General features: G+C 66.9%; 16 protein-coding genes. 12 read left to right on the top strand and 4 right to left on the bottom strand.

Going from position 1 to position 21,900, the window contains the following annotated elements:
* Positions 1-9: 9 nt before the first annotated feature.
* The 11 genes from coaBC (at position 10) to AB7M16_RS19625 (ending at position 17,208) form a co-directional block, all read left to right on the top strand.
* Complete coding sequence (coaBC, locus tag AB7M16_RS19675; RefSeq protein ID WP_453944949.1) at positions 10-1,461, top strand: bifunctional phosphopantothenoylcysteine decarboxylase/phosphopantothenate--cysteine ligase CoaBC; 1,452 nt, start codon at positions 10-12, stop codon at positions 1,459-1,461.
* Positions 1,458-1,916: a dUTP diphosphatase gene (gene dut / locus AB7M16_RS19670; RefSeq protein WP_453944948.1), complete on the top strand. Its 459-nt coding sequence runs from the start codon at positions 1,458-1,460 to the stop codon at positions 1,914-1,916. The genes coaBC and dut overlap by 4 nt, the downstream gene beginning before the upstream one ends.
* A gap of 168 nt (positions 1,917-2,084) precedes the next feature.
* A complete protein-coding gene (locus tag AB7M16_RS19665; protein ID WP_453944204.1) occupies positions 2,085-3,272 on the top strand; it encodes an IS481 family transposase in 1,188 nt (395 codons plus the stop codon).
* 252 nt (positions 3,273-3,524) lie between these two features.
* Complete coding sequence (locus AB7M16_RS19660) at positions 3,525-6,029, top strand: ATP-binding protein (protein WP_453944947.1); 2,505 nt, start codon at positions 3,525-3,527, stop codon at positions 6,027-6,029.
* Positions 6,026-7,543, top strand: coding sequence for a tRNA (adenosine(37)-N6)-threonylcarbamoyltransferase complex ATPase subunit type 1 TsaE (gene tsaE / locus AB7M16_RS19655; RefSeq protein WP_453944946.1), 1,518 nt, complete (start codon positions 6,026-6,028; stop codon positions 7,541-7,543). Before AB7M16_RS19660 ends, tsaE begins: the two co-directional genes overlap by 4 nt.
* An 86-nt stretch (positions 7,544-7,629) precedes the next feature.
* Positions 7,630-7,947, top strand: a complete 318-nt coding sequence (locus AB7M16_RS19650; protein ID WP_036009083.1) for a PilZ domain-containing protein — start codon at positions 7,630-7,632, stop codon at positions 7,945-7,947.
* 118 nt (positions 7,948-8,065) lie between these two features.
* On the top strand, positions 8,066-8,788 hold the full coding sequence (locus tag AB7M16_RS19645; protein WP_453944945.1) for a nucleotidyltransferase family protein: 723 nt from the start codon (positions 8,066-8,068) through the stop codon (positions 8,786-8,788).
* A gap of 214 nt (positions 8,789-9,002) precedes the next feature.
* Entirely contained in the window at positions 9,003-12,149 is a 3,147-nt protein-coding gene (gene addB / locus AB7M16_RS19640) for a double-strand break repair protein AddB (protein ID WP_439365140.1), read from the top strand.
* Positions 12,143-15,652: a double-strand break repair helicase AddA gene (gene addA / locus AB7M16_RS19635; RefSeq protein ID WP_439365139.1), complete on the top strand. Its 3,510-nt coding sequence runs from the start codon at positions 12,143-12,145 to the stop codon at positions 15,650-15,652. Before addB ends, addA begins: the two co-directional genes overlap by 7 nt.
* Positions 15,653-15,722: 70 nt before the next feature.
* Positions 15,723-16,043: a thioredoxin gene (trxA, locus tag AB7M16_RS19630; RefSeq protein ID WP_008540017.1), complete on the top strand. Its 321-nt coding sequence runs from the start codon at positions 15,723-15,725 to the stop codon at positions 16,041-16,043.
* Between the two features lie 157 nt (positions 16,044-16,200).
* Positions 16,201-17,208 (top strand): ATP-dependent DNA ligase, encoded by a 1,008-nt coding sequence (locus AB7M16_RS19625; protein ID WP_439367564.1) that lies wholly within the window; start codon positions 16,201-16,203, stop codon positions 17,206-17,208.
* A gap of 139 nt (positions 17,209-17,347) precedes the next feature.
* Here AB7M16_RS19625 and AB7M16_RS19620 read toward each other — a convergent pair whose 3' ends face one another.
* The 4 genes from AB7M16_RS19620 to trpA all read right to left on the bottom strand — a co-directional run bounded on the left by AB7M16_RS19620 (position 17,348) and on the right by trpA (position 21,440).
* Entirely contained in the window at positions 17,348-18,088 is a 741-nt protein-coding gene (locus AB7M16_RS19620) for a metallophosphoesterase family protein (RefSeq protein ID WP_439367563.1), read from the bottom strand.
* A gap of 124 nt (positions 18,089-18,212) precedes the next feature.
* Positions 18,213-19,556 (bottom strand): Mur ligase family protein, encoded by a 1,344-nt coding sequence (locus AB7M16_RS19615; protein WP_439365138.1) that lies wholly within the window; start codon positions 19,554-19,556, stop codon positions 18,213-18,215.
* Positions 19,553-20,494, bottom strand: a complete 942-nt coding sequence (accD, locus tag AB7M16_RS19610; protein ID WP_172788597.1) for an acetyl-CoA carboxylase, carboxyltransferase subunit beta — start codon at positions 20,492-20,494, stop codon at positions 19,553-19,555. Before accD ends, AB7M16_RS19615 begins: the two co-directional genes overlap by 4 nt.
* 109 nt (positions 20,495-20,603) lie before the next feature.
* On the bottom strand, positions 20,604-21,440 hold the full coding sequence (gene trpA, locus AB7M16_RS19605) for a tryptophan synthase subunit alpha (RefSeq protein ID WP_172788598.1): 837 nt from the start codon (positions 21,438-21,440) through the stop codon (positions 20,604-20,606).
* Between the two features lie 72 nt (positions 21,441-21,512).
* Here trpA and AB7M16_RS19600 point away from each other — a divergent pair, with 72 nt between their 5' ends.
* Positions 21,513-21,857, top strand: coding sequence for a DUF559 domain-containing protein (locus AB7M16_RS19600; RefSeq protein ID WP_439365137.1), 345 nt, complete (start codon positions 21,513-21,515; stop codon positions 21,855-21,857).
* Positions 21,858-21,900: the final 43 nt, after the last annotated feature.

The following is a 21,900-nucleotide window of genomic DNA, read 5'->3' as shown; positions in this document are numbered from 1 at the left end:
GAGGGCGTCATGGCAAGCCTGACCATCCGCAAGCTCGACGACGCCGTCAAAACCTATCTGCGGCTGCGCTCGGCCAAGAACCACAGGTCGGTCGAGGAGGAGGTCCGGGTCATCCTGCGGGAGTTGATCGACGGCCGCGAGGAGCCGCTGACGCCGTTTGCGGTGCCGCCGGCCGCGTCCGCCGCCCCGACGCCTCAGCGCACCGGCGCCCTTCCCGAGGCCAGCGTCACCCTGATCATCGGCGGCGGTATCGCGGCCTATAAATCGCTCGACCTGATTCGAAGGTTGAAGGAGCGCCGCATCGAGGTGCGCTGCGTGCTGACCAAGGCGGCGCAGCAATTCGTGACGCCGCTGGCCGCGAGCGCACTCTCGCATGAGCGCGTCTACACGGATTTGTTCGACCCGCAGAGCGAGTTCGACGCCGGCCATATTCGCCTCGCGCGCGATTGCGACCTGATCGTGGTGGCGCCGGCCACCGCCGACCTGCTGGCGAAGATGGCGAACGGCCATGCCGACGATCTCGCCAGCGCCATCCTGCTTGCGACCAACCGCAAGGTGCTGCTGGCGCCGGCGATGAATCCACTGATGTGGAGCAACGCGGCGACGCGCCGCAACGTCGCCCAGCTCCAGCGCGACGGCGTGGTGCTGATCGGCCCGAACGCGGGCGAGATGGCCGAAGCCGGCGAAGCCGGAACGGGCCGCATGTCGGAAGCCATCGAGATCGCCAATGCCGCCGAACGGCTGCTGCGGCCGCCGATGCCGAAGCCGCTCGCCGGCAGGCGCGTGCTGATCACCGCAGGTCCCACTCACGAGGCGATCGACCCGGTGCGCTACATCGCCAACCGCTCCTCCGGCAAGCAGGGCTTTGCCATTGCCGCCGCCGCGCAGGCCGCGGGCGCCGAGGTTACTCTGGTGAGCGGTCCGGTCGACCTCGACGATCCCCCGGGCGTGACGGTGAGGCACGTCGAATCGGCGCGGCAGATGCTGGAGCAGGTCGAGGCCGCGCTTCCCACCGACGTCGCGATCTTCGCCGCCGCGGTCGCCGACTGGCGCGTCGCCAATGAGGGCGAGCAGAAGCTGAAGAAGACGGCAGCCGGCATGCCGCCGCTTCAGCTCGTCGAGAACCCCGACATCCTCGCCACGATCTCCAAGCTCACCGACAAGCGCCCGAGGCTCGTGATCGGCTTTGCCGCCGAGACCGAGCACCTCATCGACAACGCCAAGGCAAAATTCGCGCGCAAGGGCTGCGACTGGATCGTCGCCAACGACGTCTCGCCCGCCACCGGAGTGATGGGCGGCGACCGCAACACGGTCCACCTGCTCAGCCGCAAGAACGGCGCGCAGGACGGCGAGATTGCAGTTGATTCCTGGCCGGCGATGACCAAGGAACAGGTCGCCATCGAACTGGTCGCGCAGATCGCGAAAAGCGTGACCGGCAAATCCCTGGAGACCGCATCTTGAGCACGAAGGTTACCGTCGAGCTGCAACGCCTCGCCCACGCTGAAGGGCTGCCGCTGCCGGCCTATCAGACCAGCGAGGCCGCCGGCCTCGATCTGATGGCCGCGGTGCCGGACAACGAGCCCATGACGCTCGCACCAGGCCAATACGCGCCGGTGCCGACCGGCCTCGCGATCGCCTTGCCGCCCGGGCACGAGGCACAGGTGCGGCCGCGTTCGGGGCTTGCGGCCAAGCACGGCGTCACCGTCCTGAATTCGCCGGGCACGATCGATGCGGACTACCGCGGCGAGATCAAGGTGATCCTGATCAATCACGGCACCACGCCCTTCGTGATCAAGCGCGGCGAACGCATCGCCCAGATGGTGATCGCGCCGGTGCTGCAGGCCGCGCTGGTTCCCGTCGCCACCTTGTCGGCGACCGATCGCGGCGCCGGCGGATTCGGCTCGACCGGGCGCTAGCTTTCTTGCCTCTCCCGCTTGCGGGTGAGGGCTCTATCCTCTTGGGGATGTCCCGTTGCGGAGACACCCTCTCCCCAGCCCTCCCCCGCTGTTCAGACCGAGGAGATGGTGGACGGGTGTTCGGAGACATCGTGGACACTTTCGACAGCGAAGCAAGGAGGCTGTCGGATGCCGTTCCGCGAGGTGTCCCGGATGGACGCAAGATTGGAGTTTGTGATGTTGGCCTCAGAAGAGGGCAGCAATGTTCGGCAGCTGTGCCGTCGCTTCGGGATCAGTCCGACGACGGGCTACAAGTGGCTGGAGCGTTGGCGGCTCGACGGGGCGGCTGGACTTGTGGAGCAGCCGCGGCGACCTCAGACGTCGCCGGCACGCACCGCCGCGGCGATCGAGAGGGCCGTGCTTTCGGTGAGAGCCGAGCATCCGGTCTGGGGCGGGCGGAAGATTGCCAGGCGGCTGAAGGATCTAGGACAGGAAGCCGTTCCGGCCCCGTCGACGGTCACGGCGATCCTGAGGCGACATGGGGTGGAACTGGGCAAATTCGGCGGCGGCTCGCCTGCCTTGACCCGTTTCGAACGATCGCGGCCGAACGAGTTGTGGCAAATGGACTTCAAGGGCCACGTGGCCATGCACACTGGCCGGCTTCATCCACTGACCGTGCTCGACGATCACTCGCGTTTCTCAGTTGCACTCGCGGCGTGCACCAACGAACGCACCGAGACAGTTCAGGGGCATCTCATTGCGGCTTTCCGCCGCTACGGCCTGCCCGAGAGGCTGATCACCGACAACGGCTCGCCATGGGGCGATGGACCAGGCAGCCCGTTCACCCCTCTCGGGGTCTGGTTGATCGAGCATGGCGTCAAGATCAGCCATTCGCGGCCTTATCATCCGCAAACCATGGGCAAGGACGAACGCTTCCATCGCAGCCTCAAGGCCGAAGTCTTGTCCGCCCCGCCGTTCGCCGATATCGCCGCCGCCCAGCGTGCTTTCGAGCGATGGCGCACCATCTACAACACGCAGCGGCCGCACGACGCGCTCGAGCTTGCCGTGCCGGCCAGCCGTTACCAGCCGAGCCCGCGCGACTATGTCGAGACCGTCGCGCCCTTCGAATATGCACCAGGCGATGCCGTGCGTCGGGTCCAACAAGGCGGACACGTCAACTTCCTCGGCCGCAACATCAAAGTCCCCAAGGCGTTCCGCGGCAAAACCGTCGCGTTCCGGCCAACCACACAGGATGGCGTCTTCGACGTCGTCTTCAGAACTCAGACGATTGCAACCGTCGACATCCGGCCTCTCGACGGGAGCCTCGAAAGTGTCCACGATGTCTCCGAACACCCGTCCACCATCTCCTCGGTCTGAACACCCGCAAGGGGGAGGGAGCGCACCGCCATCGTGGCAGGCAATCCGCATGACACGGTAACGCACGGCAATCCCAGCCGAATCATCCGCAGAATCACGTGAGCCGGAACAACGCGCGGGGCACTTTTTTGGGACCCGCCTTTGCGTTCACGATCTGGACTCTTACCGGCGGAGTCGCGGTGAGGGTATTGTCTTTTGATTCGCGCGCGACGGGGGTCGCCGCGCGTCAATTCGTGCGGTCTTGGGGCAACTATGTCAGGCGTGATCGTGTCGATGCGTCGGACGCTGCTGTCGTGCACATCGCTGGCGCGCAACGGCTTGGTGGGAGGCGCTCTCGCAGCGCTGCTGCCGGCTGCGCCGGCAAAGGCCGCCGACCTCATCGACACCCTTTCCCTCGTGATGGATTTGAACCGGCAGGAACTCGCGGTGCTCGCCACCGCGCTGGCCCTGCTCGGCTTTTCGGTGGTGGCCGCGATCCTGTTGATGCGCACGCGGGTGCGCACGGCGACGAACGAGGCGCGGCTGCGCGCCCGAATCGGGGAACTGCAGCTCCAGGCCGACCGCTTCGGCGCGCTGCTGTTCGCCGAGCCGCAGATCCTGATCTCGTGGCCGGCCGGCGACAACCGCGCGCAGATTTCCGGCGACATCGCATTGGTGCTGCCGCGCGATTCCTCGCCGCAGCGCGTGCTGGCGTTCGGAACCTGGCTGCCGCCGGAACCGGCGCTGCAGATGGACCATGCGGTCGATGCGCTGCGCGAGCGCGGCGACGGGTTCCAGCTGACGCTGACCACCGCGCAAGGCCATATGCTGGAAGCGATCGGGCGCGCCATCGGCGGCCAGGCCATCGTCCGCATTCGCGAGCTGTCCGGACTGCGCCGCGATCTCGCCGAGACCCATCTGCGCTACAAGGCACTCTCCGACGAGACCGAGATGCTTCGCGGCTTTGCCGCGGCCGCACCGTGGCCGATCTGGGCAAAGGGGGAGAACGGCGCGCTGACCTACGCCAACCCGGCCTATGTGCGCGCCACCGAGGCGACCAGCGCCGTCGATGCCCAGGAGCGCAAGCTCGAGCTGCTCGACAGCGCCGACCGCACCGCGATGGAGCGGGGGCTGAAGGACGCCGCCAATTTCACCTCGCGGCTGCCGATCGTGGTCGGCGGCGAGCGGCGCATCTACGACGTGCGCGCTGTCAATGTCGGCAGCGGCAGCGTCGGCGTCGCCATCGATGCCAGCGAGGCGGATGCGCTGAGCTCGGCGCTGGTGCGCATGGCGGAGGCGCACCGCCGCACGCTCGACCAGCTCTCCTCCGGCGTTGCCGTGTTCGACGGCCAGCGGCGCCTTGCCTTCTACAACGATTCCTATCGCCGGCTGTGGGATCTCGATCGCAACTTCCTCGACGCCCATCCGGACGATTCCAGCGTGCTCGACCAGCTCCGCGCCGCGCGCAAGCTGCCGGAGCAGCCGGATTTCCGCGCCTGGAAAGCCAAGCTGCACGAGGCCTATCGCGCGGTCGAGACGGCCAAGGACACCTGGTTCCTGCCCGACGGCCGCGCGCTCTCGGTCGTCACGACGCCGAACCCCGAGGGCGGCGTGACCTATCTGTTCGACGACGTCACCGAAAGCCTCGACCTCGCCCGCCGCTTCGACGGCCTGATCCGCGTCCAGCGCGAGACGCTGGACAGCCTCGCCGAAGGCGTCGCGGTGTTCGGCAGCAACGGCAAGGCGCAGCTGTTCAATCCGGCCTTCGTCCGGATGTGGAAGCTGTCGAGCGATGCCATGCGCGACGAGCCGCACATCCAGACCGTGGAAGGTTGGTGCCATCAGCTGTTCGACGATCCGCAAGTCTGGCGCCAGATCCGCGAGGCCATCACCTCGATCGAGAACCGCGCGGACGTGCCGCTGAAGCTGGAACGCAAGGACGGCAGCGTGCTCGACGGCATGATCCGGCCGCTGCCCGACGGCGCCACCATGCTGACGTTCCAGGACATCACCGACACCGAGAATGTCGAGCGCGCGCTGCGCGAGCGCAACGAGGCGCTGGAGGCGGCCGACCAGATGAAGGTGGATTTCGTCCACCACGTCTCCTACGAGCTGCGCTCGCCGCTCACCACCATCATCGGCTTTGCGCATTTCCTCAGCGATCCCTCGACCGGACCGCTGACGCCGAAGCAGGCCGAATATCTCGACTACGTCACCAAATCGACCAACGCGCTGCTCGCGCTCACCAACAACATCCTCGATCTCGCCACCATCGACGCCGGCGCGATGAAGCTGGAACTCGGGCAGGTCGATGTCAGCAAGACCATCGAGCTTGCCGCCGAGGGCATCCAGGACCGCCTCGCCACCGACCGCATCCGCCTCAAGGTCGAGATCGCGCCCGATGTCGGCAGCTTCGTCGGCGACGAGAAGCGCGTGGTGCAGGTGCTCTATAACCTCCTCGCCAACGCCGTCGGGTTTTCTCCACAGGATTCCACCGTCGGCATCAGCGCGCGGCGCACCGAACGCAGCGTGGTCTTCACCGTGACAGATTCGGGCCCTGGAATACCTGCCGACATGAAGGACAAGGTGTTCAACTGGTTCGAAAGCCGCTCGCAGGGCTCGCGTCATCGCGGCGCCGGGCTCGGCCTGTCGCTGGTGCGCTCCTTCGTCGAGCTGCATGGCGGCAAGGTGCGGGTGGATTCGATCGTCGGCCGGGGCACGGTCGTGATCTGCGACTTCCCGACCGACCAGGCGGCGCACCGCGACGCCGCCGAATGACGGAAACAACCACATTCGCCGTCGCGCTTCACAACGAGACGGCCACGGCGCAATTGATGGCCGACCTCGCGCTGCTGGTCGGTCCCGGGGACGTCATCACCCTCACCGGCGATCTCGGCGCCGGCAAGACCGCGGCGGCGCGCAGCCTGATCCGCTATCTCGCCGGCGATGACGCGCTGGAAGTGCCGAGCCCGACCTTCACGCTGGTGCAGGGCTACGAGCTGCCGCCCTTCCCGGTGCTGCATGCCGATCTCTACCGGGTCGAGGACGAGAGCGAGCTCGAGGAGATCGGGCTGTCGCCACTGCCCGATGCCACGCTGGTGCTGATCGAATGGCCCGAGCGCGCCCCTTCGGCGATGCCCGAGGACCGCATCGACATCGCGCTGACGCACCGGCCGGCGCTGGGCGCGAACGCACGTGCCGCCGACATCACCGGCCATGGCAAGGGCGCCGCGCAAGTCGCGCGGCTGAAGGCGCTGCGCGAATTCCTCGACGCATCCGGTTACATCGATGCGATGCGCAAGCGCATGGCCGGCGACGCCTCGACGCGCTCCTATGCGCGGCTCGTGCGCGATGAGGAAATCGTCATCCTCATGAACTTTCCGCAGCGCCCCGATGGGGCCGCGCTCTACGACGGAAAATCCTACAGCGCCGCGGTGCATCTGGCCGAGAACGTAAAACCCTTCGTCGCCATCGATGAAGGTCTGCGCGCGCAGGGAATCTCGGCGCCGGCCATCCACCATTCCGATCTCGACCATGGCTTCCTGATCACCGAGGATTTCGGCAACGAGGGCGTGATCGAAGGCGATCCGCCGCACCCGATTCTCGAGCGCTACGAAGCCGCGACCGACGTGCTGGCGATACTGCACGGCAAGGCGCTGCCGGAGACACTGCCGCTGGGCGGGCAGACCTACGCGATCCCTGTCTTCGACGTCGAGGCGCTGCTGATCGAGATCGGGCTGATGCCGGAATGGTATCTGCCCGATCGCAACGCGCCGCTGAGCGAGGCGACGCGCGCGGAATTTTTTGCGATGTGGCGCGAATTGCTGAAGGGGCCGTTGGCGGCGCCGAAGACGTGGATCATCCGCGACTATCACTCGCCCAATCTGATCTGGCTCGGGCAGCGCAGCGGCATCGAACGCGTCGGCGTGATCGATTTCCAGGACACCGTGCTGGGGCCGCAATCCTACGACGTGGTGTCGCTGCTCCAGGACGCCCGCATCGACGTGCCCGAGAGCATCGAGCTGACGCTGCTGTCGCGCTACATCAAGGCGCGGCGGGCGCAAGATTCGAGCTTCGACGCCGCCGGCTTCGCCGAGCTCTACGCGATCATGTCGGCGCAGCGGAACACGCGCCTGCTCGGCACCTTCGCCCGGCTCAACCGCCGCGACGGCAAGCCGCATTATCTGCGCCACCAGCCGCGGATCTGGACCTATCTGCAGCGTTCGCTGGCCCATCCCGCGCTCGCCCATCTGCGCGACTGGTATCTCGCCAACGTGCCGCCGCCAGGCTGATTCAGGACCGATTTACCGGCCGTTAGCCAAGATGTCGCTACTCTGGCGCCGAGGCAGCCGGAAATTACGGGGCTGGAGCGGGGCAGATGGCAGCGAAAGCGGATCAGCGCGGAAATAGCCGGGTTATTTTCGAGCGCGGGTTTTCGGCCCAGATGATGGGAATCGACGGCACCTGGCGGCGCGACTGCACCATGGAGGATGTCTCCGAGACCGGCGCCAAGCTGACCATCGACGGCTCGGTCGAAGGCCTGCATTTGAAGGAATTCTTTCTCCTGCTCTCGTCCACCGGACTCGCCTACCGGCGCTGCGAGCTGGCCTGGGTCAACGGCGACCAGATCGGCGTCAATTTCCTGAAAGTGGGCGACAAGAAGAAGAAGGTCCGTTCCACAGCCGTTGGGGCGTGACGGCAACACCCGTCGTACAACCGTCACGGCGGGTGGTTAAGGCGGTCGAGATGCGGTGCGGCAGATCGAGCCTCGTGTTAGGATTGCTGCGAACGCGAAAGGTCTGAGAAGGCGAAGGATGTCCGTCAAACCGACCAAAGCCATGGTGCTCGCCGCAGGATTTGGCCTGCGCATGCGCCCCCTGACGGACAGGATGCCGAAGCCGATGGTGCCGGTCGCGGGCCAGCCCCTGCTCGACCACGTGCTCGACAAGCTCGGCCAGGCCGGCGTGACCGAGGCGGTGGTCAACGTGCATTACCTGCCGGACCAGATCATCGACCACGTCGCATCGCGTCAGCTTCCGCATGTCACTATCTCGGACGAACGCGACCAGGTGCTCGGCACCGGCGGCGGCGTCGTCAAGGCGCTGCCGCTGCTCGGCGATGCGCCGTTCTTCCACGTCAATTCCGACACGCTGTGGATCGACGGCGTGCGCTCGAACCTGACGCGGCTCGCCGAAAACTTCGAGCCTGATCGCATGGACATCCTGCTCCTGATGGCGCCGACCGCGACCAGCATCGGCTATGGCGGCCGCGGCGATTACGGCATGCTGCCGGACGGCGCCTTGCGCAAGCGCAAGGAGAAGGAGGTCGTTCCGTTCGTCTATGCCGGCGCGGCGATCATGTCGCCGGCGATCTTTGCCGACGCGCCCAAGGGCGAATTCTCGCTGACGAAAATGTTCGATCGCGCCAACGAGCAGGAACGGCTGTTCGGCCTGCGCCTCGACGGCGTCTGGATGCATGTCGGCACGCCCGATGCCGTGCACGCCGCGGAAGAGGCGTTTTTGGAGAGCGTGGCGTAGGGGCGCTCCAGGCACGGTGCCGTAGGGTGGGCAAAGGCGCCCTTGCGCCGTGCCCACCATCTCTGTCGACCGCAAAAAATGCGTGGGCACGCTTCGCTTTGCCCACCCTACGAGACCTGTGCTGGTCGCACGAACAGCGGGGACTACTCGCCCATACCCATGACCATTTGACCCCGTCTCCCTATATTGCCTGATCCTTCGAATCAGGCAGCCCATGCGCGTTTTCAGCGTTCCCATCTCAGTTCCGTTCCTGCGCACGGTCGTCACGGCCCTGCTCGATGGGCGGCTGGTCGAGGGGTTCGAGGCGCGCAAGGAACCGGCGCGGCTGGCGGACGCCACGCTGTATCTGCCGACGCGGCGCGCGATGCGCGTCGTCCGCGAGATCTTCCTCAACGAGATGAAGGCGGATGCCGTGGTGCTGCCGCGCATCGTCGCGCTCGGCGATATCGACGAGGACGAGCTCGCTTTCGCGGGCGAGAGCGAACAGTTTTCCGGGACCGCGCCGCTCGACATTCCGCCGCGCCTGGGCGAGCTCGAACGGCGGCTGACGCTGGCGCAGCTCGTCGCCGCCTGGGCCAAGGGCCCGGTGCTGGCGCCGCTGGTGGTCGGCGGCCCCGCCTCGACGCTGGCGCTGGCTTCCGATCTCGCGCGCCTGATCGACGACATGGTGACGCGCGGCGTCGACTGGAGCGCGCTCGATGGGCTGGTGCCTGACAACCTCGACCGCTACTGGCAGCACTCGCTCGAATTCCTGCGCATCGCCCGCATCGCCTGGCCCGCTCATCTCGCCGAGATCAAGCGGATCGAGCCCGCGGCGCGGCGCGACCAACTGATCGAAGCGGAAGCCAAACGGCTGACCGCGCATCCGCATGGCCCCGTGATCGCGGCCGGCTCGACCGGATCGATGCCGGCCACGGCAAAATTCCTGCGCGCGGTCGCATTGCTGCCGCATGGCGCCGTGGTGCTGCCGGGCCTCGACACCGATCTCGACGACGACGCCTGGCGCAGCATCGGCGGCGTGCGCGACTCGCTTGGCAAGTTCGCGGAGCATCCGGCGTCGAACCATCCGCAATATGCGATGCATGCGCTGCTCGATCGCTTTGGCATCAAGCGCAGCGACGTCGAGATTCTCCACCCGCCAGCCGAGGGCGGCCGCGACATCCTTGCATCGGAATCGATGCGGCCGTCCGCCAAGACCGAGGTCTGGCACGACCGGCTGAAGCAGCCTGATGTCGCCGCGAAGATCGCGGGCGGCATGCAGAACCTCGCGGTGGTCGAAGCGCCCAATCCCGAGATGGAAGCGCTCGCCATCGCCATCGCGATGCGCGAGGCGCGCCATCTCGACAAATCCGCGGCGCTGGTGACGCCCGACCGCGCGCTGGCGCGGCGGGTGATGGCGGCGCTGACGCGATGGGATCTCGCCTTCGACGATTCCGGCGGCGACGTGCTGATGGAAACCTCCGCCGGCTCGTTTGCGCGCCTCGCGGCAGAGGCGGCGACCAAGGGCCTGGAGCCGCCGACGCTGCTGGCGATGCTGAAGCATCCACTGTGCCGGCTCGGCCGCGCGCCGGGCGCGTGGAAGATGGCAATCGAGAGCCTGGAGCTCGCGGTGCTGCGCGGCACGCGGCCGCCTGCGGGCACGGCCGGCCTCCTGCGCGAATTCAACCGCTTCCGCGAGGAGCTGGCGAAGCTGTGGCGCAGCGAGGTCTCCGCGCTGCATCGCGCCGAGCCGCGGGCGCGCCTGAAAGCCGAGGATCTCGATCGCATCCAGGCTCTGGTCGATGCCCTGCAAAAAGCCTTGGCGCCGATCGAGAGCCTGCCGCCCGCGAGGCCCTACGACTTCGCCGAGCTCGCGCATCGGCATCGCGAGATCATGATCGAGCTGTCGCGCGACGAGCAGGGCATCCCGCTCGCCTTCGAGGATCGCGATGGTCTTGCGCTCGCCGGCGCGTTCGACGATCTCCTGCGCGGCGGCACAACCAGCGGATTGCTGGTGCAGCTAGCGGACTACGCGGACGTCTTCCAGACCGCGTTCGGCGATCGCGCGGTGCGGCGGCGCGACAGGCCGGGCGCACGCTTGCAGATCTACGGCCCCCTGGAATCGCGCCTGATGCAGGCCGACCGCGTCATCATCGGCGGCCTGATCGAAGGTGTCTGGCCGCCGGCGCCGCGCATCGATCCCTGGCTCAGCCGGCCGATGCGGCACGAGCTCGGCCTCGATCTGCCGGAACGCCGTATCGGCCTCTCCGCCCATGACTTCGCGCAATTGCTCGGTGGCGACGAGGTGATCCTCACCCACGCCGCCAAGGCCGGCGGCGCGCCGGCGGTGGCCTCGCGCTTCCTGCATCGGCTGGAGGCGGTGGCCGGCGACGAGCTCTGGAAGGCGGCCATTCGCGGCGGTGAGACATACGTGCAGTTCGCTGCGGCGCTCGACCAGCCCGCCGAGGTGAAACCGATCAAGCAGCCCGAGCCCCGGCCGCCGCGCGCGACACGGCCGCTCAAGATGTCCGTCACCGAGATCGAAGATTGGCTGCGCGATCCCTACACGATCTACGCCAAACGTATCTTGCGGCTCGATGCGCTCGATCCCGTCGACATGCCGCTCTCGGCCGCCGATCGCGGTTCGGCGATTCACGATGCCATCGGCGAATTCACGGAAAGCTATGCGACGCGTCTGCCGGACGATCCCGCGCGGATGCTGCGCGCGATCGGCGAGAAGCATTTTGCGCCGCTGATGGAGCGGCCCGAGGCAAGGGCGCTGTGGTGGCCGCGCTTCCAGCGCATCGCGCGCTGGTTCGGCGAATGGGAGACGGCGCGGCGCGAGGCGATCGAGGCGATCGTCGCGGAGACCCGTGGCGAGATCTCGATCATGCTTGATCCTCAGCGCAGCTTCCGCCTCTCGGCGCGCGCCGACCGCATCGAGCGCCGCCAGGGCGGCTTCTATGCCATCCTCGACTACAAGACCGGTCAGCCGCCAACCGGCAAGCAGGTCCGCATGGGCCTGTCGCCGCAGCTGACGCTGGAAGCTGCGATCCTGCGCGAGGGCGGCTTCCCTGATATCGACGCCGGCGCCTCCGTGAGCCAGCTCGTCTATGTCCGCCTCAGCGGCAACAACCCGCCGGGCGAGGAGCGCATCCTCGAGCTCAAGTTCAAGCCGGGCGACGAGCCGCAGCCGCCGGACACCGCGGCCGCAGAAGCGCGAGCCAAGCTGGAAGCGCTGATCCGCGCCTTCGAGGACGAGAACCAGCCCTATACCTCGCTGAACCTGCCGATGTGGGCGAACCGCTACGGCACCTATGACGACCTTGCCCGGATCAAGGAATGGTCCGCGGCCGGCGGATTGGGGATCGAGGAATGGTGAAGGCGCCGCGTCCCATCCCTGACGAGGTGCGCGCGCGGCAGGCGCGTGCCTCCGATCCGACTGCATCGGCCTTCGTCTCGGCCAATGCGGGCTCGGGCAAGACGCATGTGCTGGTGCAGCGCGTGATCCGCCTCTTGCTGTCGGGCGTGCCGCCGGAAAAAATCCTCTGCATCACCTTCACCAAGGCCGCCGCCGCCAACATGGCCGAGCGCGTGTTCACCACGCTCGGTCATTGGGTGACGCTGGACGATGATGCGCTCAAGAAGGCGATTATCGCAGTTGGCATTCCGCACCCCAACGCAAAGCTGTGCCGTGAAGCGCGAAAGCTGTTCGCCTGCGCGCTGGAGACGCCGGGCGGGCTGAAGGTGCAGACCATCCACGCGCTGTGCACCCGCCTGCTCCAGCAATTTCCGTTCGAGGCCAACGTTCCCGCGCGCTTTGCCGTGATCGACGAGCGCGACCAGACCGACATGATGGAGCGCGCCAATCTGAAGGTGCTGCTGGAGGCCGCGCGTGATCCTGACAGCGTCACCGGCCGCGCGCTGCTGACGGCGATGGCGAGCGCCGCCGATGTCACCTTCAAGGAGGTCGTGCGCGAGGCGTGCCTCAGCCGCGATCATTTCATGGCCTGGACCGACGAGGCCGGCAACGCGGAAGCCGCTGCCGCGCAGATGGCTTCGGTGCTGGGCGTCGACACGAGCGATCGGATCGAGGCCGTCGAGACGGAGATTCTCGATGGCCCGTTCCTGCCGCGCGCGCGCTGGGACGACATTGCCTTCGCGCTGGAGGACGGCAGCAAATCCGACAATGACCAGGCAGCGCGGCTGCGCGCCGCCAAGGTGTTTTCCGGCAGCGACCAGGTCGATGCCTATCTGTCCGTGTTTCTCACCGACGACAAGCTGCCGCGCAAGGCGGTGCTGACCAAGAAGTTCTGCGATCACAATCCGTCCGTGGCCCGCCTGTTCGAAGCCGAGGCGCAGCGCCTTGCAGGGCTGATCGAGAAGCGTCGCGCCGTGACGGTTCGCGACCGCACCGCGGCCCTGCTGCATATCGCGACCGCGGCCGCCGCGAATTACCGCCGCGAGAAGCAGGAGCGCGGCCTGCTCGACTACGACGACCTCATCGACAAGACGCTGGCGATGCTGGACCGCATCGCCTCGGGCTGGGTGCATTACAAGCTCGACCGCGGCGTCGATCACGTGTTGATCGACGAAGCCCAGGATACCAGCCCGCGGCAATGGGACATCGTCGCGCACATCATTTCCGAGTTCACCGCCGGCGAAGGCGCGCGCGAGGGGCTGAACCGCACCATCTTCGCCGTCGGCGACGAGAAGCAGTCGATCTTCTCGTTCCAGGGCGCGGCTCCCCACGAGTTCGACGCACGACGGCGCGAGCTGCATCGCAAGTTCACAGCGGCCGGGCTGAAATTCGATCCGGTCGCCTTCACCTATTCGTTCCGCTCGGGTGCGACAATCCTGCATTCGGTCGACCACGTCTTCCGCGATCCCGCGATCTACAAGAGCATCCACTCGGTGGAGATCGGCCATCCCCTGCACAACGCGCTCAGCGATGCCGGCCCGAGCGTGATCGAGCTGTGGGACCTTGCGGAGGCCGACGATCGGCAGGAGATCGAGGGCTGGCGCGCGCCGTTCGACGGCGTCGCCGTGACCAGCCCCGAGGTCAAGCTTTCCCGACGCATCCAGGCCGAGATCAAGCGGCTGGTCGAAGGTGGCACGCTGACAGGGCACGAGGGCGAGCGTCGTCCCCTGCGCTATGGCGACATGCTGATCCTGGTGCGCCGGCGCGGCAATGCATTCGACGCCGTGATCCAGGCACTGAAGCACGCCGGCATTCCGGTCGCCGGTGCCGACCGACTCAAGCTCACCGAGCACATCGCCATCATCGACCTGATGAACCTTGCCGACGCGCTGCTGCTGCCGCAGGACGATCTTGCGCTCGCGGTGGCGCTGAAGAGCCCGCTGTTCGGTCTCGATGACGACGATTTGTTCACGCTTGCCCACGACCGCAAGGGCTCGCTGCGCCGCGCGCTCGGCGAGCATGCGGCCACAAGCGAGACATTCGCCACGGCGCTGCGACGCCTCGAAGCCTGCGAGATCCGCGCCCGAGACGAGACGCCGTTCGCGTTCTACGCCTGGCTGCTGGGCGGCGACGGCGGACGCGCCCGCATCCTGCGTCGGCTCGGCCACGAGGCCAATGACGCGCTCGACGAATTCCTGGAGCTCGCGCTGAACTACGAGCGCAAGGCGCCGGCCTCGCTGCAGGGCTTCATGGCCTGGCTGCGCTCGGCCGACACCGAGGTGAAGCGCGACATGGAGATCTCGCGCGACGAGGTGCGGGTGATGACCGTGCACGGCGCCAAGGGCCTGGAGGCCTCGGTCGTGTTCATGGTCGACACCACGTCCTCGCCCGCGGACTCGCAGCGGCTGCGGCTGATCCATGTGCCGCGCGGCAATGGCGGCGAGGTCGTGGTCTGGGCCGGCCGCAAAGCTGATGATCCCAAACCCGTCGCCGAGGCGCGCAAGGCAATGCTGGAGGAGACCGAGGACGAATATCGCCGCCTGCTCTATGTCGCGATGACGCGCGCGGCCGACCGGCTGATCGTCGGCGGCTGCATGCCCGGCAATATGAAGACGGTGCGCAAGCTGAGCTGGTACGACCTCGTCGACACCGGGCTCAAAGGCTCGGGCCTGGACAAGCAGGTGATCGAGACGCCGCTCGGCAAGGTGACCCGGTTCGCACGCCCGGAGGATGCCGCGGCGCTGGGCGCGCCGGCGACCTCGGTGCACCAGACCATCGCGCTGCCGGACTGGCTGCGGACACCGGCGCCGCGCGAGACCATCGACGAGGATTCCGTGCGCCCCTCGGGCCAGTCTGCCGAGGAGGGCCGCAGCGTCCGACCGGGCGAATCGGTGCAGTCGCGCGCGCTGGCGCTGCAACGCGGCACGCTTGTTCACCGTTTGCTGCAATCGCTGCCCGAGATCGCCAGCGAGCGCCGGCGCGAGGCCGCGCTCGCCTTCATGGCGCGCAACGCCTCGGACTGGCCGGAGCCCGACCGCATCGCACTGGCCGACAAGGTGCTCGCTTTGATCACGGACCCGCGCTTTGCGCCGGTCTTTGCCGCCGGCAGCCGGGCGGAGGTGGCCATTGCCGGCCGGCTGGAGCGGCCGGGCCGCACCCCGGCCCTGATATCGGGGCAGATCGACCGGCTGGTCGTGCGCCCCGAGGAGGTCCTGATCGTCGACTTCAAGACCAACCAGAGCCCACCCAAGAGCGCCGGCGAGGCGCCCGCCGCCTATGTCCGCCAGCTGGCGCTGTACCGGGCGGTGCTGTCGCAGCTTTATCCCCAAAAGCCGGTTAGGGCCGTCCTGCTCTGGACCGAGGCCCTTGAATACATGGAGATTTCGGCCCCCGCGCTGGACGCGGCGCTGGCATCCCTTCATCTCGGTGTGAGCGTCCTTGACCCGGCAAGGGGCCGTTCATAGGTTGACCGCATGATCCCGGGCGCGATTCCAGGTCGCGCCGATTCTCTTTCAACCGAGTGAGGTAATCCCAATGGCCGTTAGCAAGGTTTCCGACGCCGATTTCGAAGCCGAAGTGCTCAAGGCGAACGGCCCCGTGGTCGTCGATTTCTGGGCCGAATGGTGCGGCCCCTGCCGCATGATTGCACCCGCGCTCGACGAGATCGCCGGCGCGATGGGCGACAAGGTCAAGATCGTCAAGCTCAATGTCGACGAGAGCCCGAAGACCGCCTCCAAGTACGGCGTGATGTCGATCCCGACCCTGATGATCTTCAAGGGCGGCGAGATGGCCTCGCGCCAGGTCGGCGCTGCGCCCAAGGCGAAGCTGCAGCAGTGGATCACCTCTGCGGTCTGATCCACTGGCGCAGGATTATTGGCGCAAGATTATTTTCGACAACGGCCGGCGAAAGCCGGCCGTTTTGCGTTGATGGGACGTGTTCAGCGTATGACGAGTCCCGCCCTTGCCTGCTCCTCCCCGTAAGCGCGACCGCAAGCCCACGTCTCTCGTGGCGATGGAGGCGCGTTCGGTCGACGCGATCCCGCGCGGCAAGGAGTGGCAGTACGAGCCGAAATGGGACGGCTTTCGCTGCCTGCTGGCGCGCAACGGCAGCAACGTCGATCTGCGCTCCAAATCCGGCGAGGACCTCGCGCGCTATTTCCCGGAAGTCGTCGCCGCGGCCTTGGAGCTGAAGGCCGACCGCTTCACGCTCGACGGCGAGATCGTCGTGCCGCACGGCAAGAGCTTTTCCTTCGACGCGCTGCTGCAACGCATTCATCCGGCGGCAAGCCGCGTGAAGAAGCTCTCGCAGGAGACACCGGCGCTCTACCTCATCTTCGATCTGCTCGCGACATCCAGAGAGAAAGGTCTGGCCGAGAAGACGCTGCGCGAGCGCCGGCCGGCGCTGGAAGTCTTTGCGAAAGCCAATCTCAGGGGCAGCCTCTTCCGTCTCTCGCCGACGACGATGAGCTACGCCACGGCAAACAAATGGCTGGCGCAATCCGGCGGCGGCTCGGACGGCGTCATCGCCAAGCGGATCGACCTGCCCTACCAGGGCGGAAATCGCGATGGCATGCAGAAGATCAAGAAATTTCGCAGCGCCGATTGCGTGGTCGGCGGCTTCCGCTATGCCACCAACAAGATCGCCGGCCGGAACGTCGTCGGCTCGCTGCTGCTCGGGCTCTACGACGATGACGGCCTGCTGCACCATGTCGGCTTCACTTCGGCGATCAAGGCTGAGGCGAAGCCTTCTCTGACCGATCGGCTCGAAGCGCTGATCGGCGAGCCCGGCTTCACCGGCAACGCGCCGGGCGGGCCGAGCCGCTGGTCGACCGAGCGTTCGGCAAAGTGGTGTCCGCTGAAGCCGAAGCTGGTGATCGAGGTCTGCTACGACCATCTCAGCGGCGAGCGTTTTCGCCACGGCACCTCGATCCTGCGCTGGCGTCCCGACAAGGCGCCGCGGCAATGCACCTTCGAGCAGCTGAAGCAGAAGGCGGCCGATCCGATGAAGCTGTTGAAGTGACGTGGTCTCGTGCCCCGGACGTAGCGCAGCGCCTCTTCAGCGATGCGCTGCAGAGCCGGGGCCCATGTTGCGGCATTCTGGGTCTCGGCTCTGCGGCTCATCGCTTGCGCGATGCGCCTTGTCCGGGACACGAGAGGTTCTACTTGATCCACCCCGTCGCCAGCGCGTTCGCCAGCTCCGGCTGACCGTTGCGCCGCGCCAGCGCGGCCATGACCTCGTGATCGTAGGCGACGTGCCGGAAGGTCACCTGCCAGGCACCATCGATGCGTTCGAGGATCGCATAGCGCGCGTGCGGCGTGCCGGCTTCGACGACATGCGGGACCGGATGCTTGTCGCGATAGCCGGGGCTGCCGACGCTGCCGGGATTGACGATCAGCCGGCCGTCGCGCAGGCGCACCGCGCGGGCGAGATGGGTGTGGGCGCACAGGATCAGCGATTGCGTGATGCCTTGCGCGAGCTGCTCGATGCGGTCGAGCGGCGACAGCGCCACCGCGCCGTCGGGATGGACGGTGTCGAGCCAGTACACCTCATCGCTGCCGGGCGTCGCATGGCAAAGGAACACCTGCTCGCGGAAGACCCGCGTCATCGGCTGCGCGCGCAGCCAATCGAGGTGGGCGGCATCGAGCTGCGCATGAGCCGGACGATCCCACGAGCCCATCTTCTCCGGCGAACGGTCGAGCAAGTAACGGTCGTGATTGCCGAGCACGTGCACGGCGTCGAGCGGCATCAGGATCTCGATGGTGCGGCGCGCATCGAGCGGGCCACTCAGCATGTCGCCGAGATTGACGATGTCGGCGATGCCGAGCGCGCGGATGTCGGCGAGCACGGCCTCAAGCGCGAGGTAGTTTCCGTGGATGTCGGCAATCGCGGCAAAGCGCATTGGCATTTCTCACTCTCGTGCCCCGGACGCAGTGCAGCACGCAGTGGTGCGCTGCAGAGCCGGGGCCCATGTTGCGGCATTTCTGGGTCCCGGCTCGCGCTTCGCGCGTCCGGGACACGAGAATTCATGCAGGAGGCGTGCCGTTGATCGCCAGCACGTGGCCGGCGAGATACAGCGAACCGGTGATCAGGATGCGCGGCGGCAGCTCGTAGGCGAGCTGCGCCAGGGCGCGCAAAGCGGCTTCGACGCCAGGGGCGGGCTCGACGCGCATGCCGAGGCTGCGCGCGGCATCGGCGAGACGGTCGACCGGCATCGCATTCTCGATGTCGGGGATCGGCACTGCGATGATGTGACGGGTGAGGCCGGCGAAATTGGCGAGGAAGCCCTGCGCATCCTTGTTGGCCATCATGCCGGCGATGATCACCAGCGGCCGCGACACCCGCTCCTCGAGATCGCCGACCGCCGCCGCTGCCACGCGGCCACCTTCGGCATTGTGGCCGCCATCGAGCCAGATCTCCGAGCCCTGCGGACCCCAGGACAGCAGCTCGCCCGAGGTGAGGCGCTGCATCCGCGCCGGCCATTCGGCACTGAGGATGCCGGCCTCGAACGCGGCGTGGTTGACCTTCAGGTCCGGAAGCGCGCGCAGCGTCGCGATCGCGAGCCCGGCATTGGCGAATTGGTGGCGGCCGAACAGACGCGGTGCCGGCAGGTCCATCAAGCCGCGGTCGTCGGAATAGACCAGACGTCCGCGCTCGACATTGACGTGCCAGCTCTCGTTGGCGGCAAACAGCGGCGCACGCATGCGCCTCGCCTGCGCTTCGATCACGGCCATCGCCTCCGGCATCTGCTCGGCGCAAATCACGGGCACGCCGCGCTTGATGATCGCGGCCTTCTCGCCGGCAATCGAGGCCAGCGTCTCGCCGAGGAAATCCATGTGATCCATGCTGACGGGCGTGATCACGCAGGCCGCAGGCTGATCGACCACATTGGTCGAATCGAGCCGGCCGCCGAGGCCGACTTCGAGCAGCACGATTTCGGCCGGGTTCTGCGCGAACAGCTGGAAGGCGGCCGCCGTCTTCAACTCGAACAAGGTCGCGGCCTCACCGGCATTGACGCGTTCGACTTCTTCCAGCGCGGCACGCAGCTCGTCGTCACCGACGAGCACACCGCCGCCGACGCGGCCAAGGCGAAAACATTCGTTGATGCGGACGAGATAGGGCGAGGTATAGGCGTGGACGCGCAAGCCTGAAGCCTCCAGCGTCGCGCGCAGATAGGCGAGCGTCGAGCCCTTGCCGTTGGTGCCGGCGATGTGGATCACCGGCGGCAGCTTGCGTTCGGGGTGGCCGAGCCGCTCGAGCAGGCGGTGCATCCGCTCCAGGCCGAGATCGATGCGCTTCTGATGCAGGGCCGACAGCCGCCCGATCACTTCGTCGAGCGGTGTCTTTGCACGGTCAGGGGAAGCGTTCACGCGTGCGGCGCAGCCGGCGCCGTCTCGGCGGCCGATACGATCTGCGCCGGGCTTGCGACCGGCTGCACGGACTTCGATGCACCTTCCTGCGCCGGCGCCTTGGTCAAGAGGCGGCAGAGCCGCGCCAGCGTCGGGCGCAGCTCGTGGCGATGAACGACCATGTCGACCATGCCGTGCTCCTTGAGGTACTCGGCGCGCTGGAAACCTTCAGGCAGCTTCTCGCGGATGGTCTGCTCGATCACGCGCGCGCCGGCAAAACCGATCAGCGCGCCGGGCTCGGCGATCTGCACGTCGCCGAGCATCGCATAGGACGCGGTGACCCCGCCGGTGGTCGGATTGGTCAGCACGACGATGTAGGGCAGCTTTGCCTCGCGCAGCATCTGCACCGCAACGGTGGTGCGCGGCATCTGCATCAAGGACAAAATGCCTTCCTGCATGCGCGCGCCGCCGCTCGCCGCGAACACGATGAACGGGGACCTCTTCTCGACCGCGAGCTCCATCCCGCGCACGATGGCTTCGCCCGCGGCCATGCCGAGCGAGCCGCCCATGAAGTCGAAATCCTGCACGGCGACGACGACGGCGGCGCCTTCGAGCTTGCCATAGCCGACCTTGACCGCGTCGTTCAGATTGGTCCGCGCCCGCGCATCCTTGATGCGGTCGACATATTTCTTCTCGTCGCGGAACTTGAGCGGGTCAGGCGTGACCTCGGGCAGTGCGACGTCGAACCAGGTCTCGTTGTCGAAGATCGACTTGAGACGCGCCACCGCGCCCATGCGCATGTGGTAGTTCGAGCCGGGGATGACGAACTGGTTGGCCTCGACGTCCTTGTAGAACACGAGCTGTCCGGAATCCGGGCACTTGATCCACAGGTTCTCCGGCGTCTCCCGCCGCAGCATGTTGCGGATCTTCGGCCGGACCACATTGGTAAGCCAGTTCATGGTTTGCTCCGATGTGCGATCCCGCTGGGAATCGCCTGAAGGATATATGGCGGCCGGACATCTGCCCGGCAAGCCGCCGTGTCGCCCGTCCCAACAGCGGAATTATGGCCTATTCCGCCGCCTGCTGTGCGCCCTTGACGCCCTGGGCCAGGGCGGCCGTCAGCTCGGCGACGGCGTTAACGGTTTTGGCGGTCGCCCGCCCCTCGGCATCGAGGCTGTTCTTGAGCGCATCGACCAGCGCGGTACCGACCACCGAACCATCCGCCTTCTCGGCAATGGCGCGCGCTGCCTCCGGCGTGCGGATGCCGAAACCGACGCAGATCGGCAGCCTGGTATGCCGCTTGATGCGCGCGACAGCTTCGCCGACGGCATTGGCGTCCGCCGCTGCTGCACCGGTGATGCCGGCGATCGAGACGTAATAGACAAAGCCTGATGTGTTCGCGAGCACCGCGGGCAGGCGCTTGTCGTCGGTGGTCGGGGTCGCCAGGCGAATGAAGTTCAGCCCCGCCTTCAGCGCGGGAATGCAGAGCTCGTCGTCTTCCTCCGGCGGCAGATCGACGATGATCAGGCCGTCGACGCCGGCCGTCTTGGCATCGGCCAGAAACTTGTCGACGCCGTAGATGTAGATCGGATTGTAATAGCCCATCAGCACCAGCGGCGTGACATTGTCGTCCTTGCGGAAGTCGCGCACCAGCTCCAGCGTCTTCTTCAAGGTCATGCCGATCTTGAGCGCACGCAGGCCTGCAGCCTGGATCGAGGGACCATCCGCCATCGGATCGGTGAAGGGAATGCCGAGTTCGATGACGTCGGCGCCGGACTTCGGCAGCGCCTTGACGATCTCGAGCGATGTCGCCGGATCGGGATCGCCGGCCATCACATAGGTGACAAAGGCCGCGCGGCCTTGGCTTTTCAGATCGGCGAAACGGGTATCGATACGCGTGGTCATAGTGCGGCGGCCGCTGTGCTATACCTCTCCCCACCGGGGAGAGGTCGGCTGCGAAGCAGCCGGGTGAGGGGGATGGAGCGATTCAAGTCGAGAGCGCGACGGCTCCGCGAGTCACAGACGAGCGCGGAAGCAAAGCTTTGGCAGGCGCTGCGCAACCGGCAGCTCGCCCGCTGGAAGTTTCGCCGCCAGCATCCGGTGGACCGGTTTGTGGTCGATTTCGTGACGCTGGACGGTAAGCTCATCATAGAGGTTGACGGCGTCACGCATTCCAGCCCGTCCCAGATCGAACGTGACGAAGCCAGAACCAAGGTGCTCGAGTCCTGTGGTTTCCTGGTCTTGCGCGTTTCGAACACCGATGTGTACGAGAATCTCGAGGGCGTCCTGGAGCTTATCGAGACCTCACTGAGGTTCGAGTAAGCGGAGAGGCCCCTCACCCGGCTGCTTCGCAGCCGACCTCTCC

The sequence above is a fragment of the Bradyrhizobium sp. USDA 372 genome (assembly GCF_053629095.1).
The sequence above is the reverse complement of the archived record's forward strand: the minus strand, read 5'-3'. Positions and strand labels throughout refer to the sequence as shown.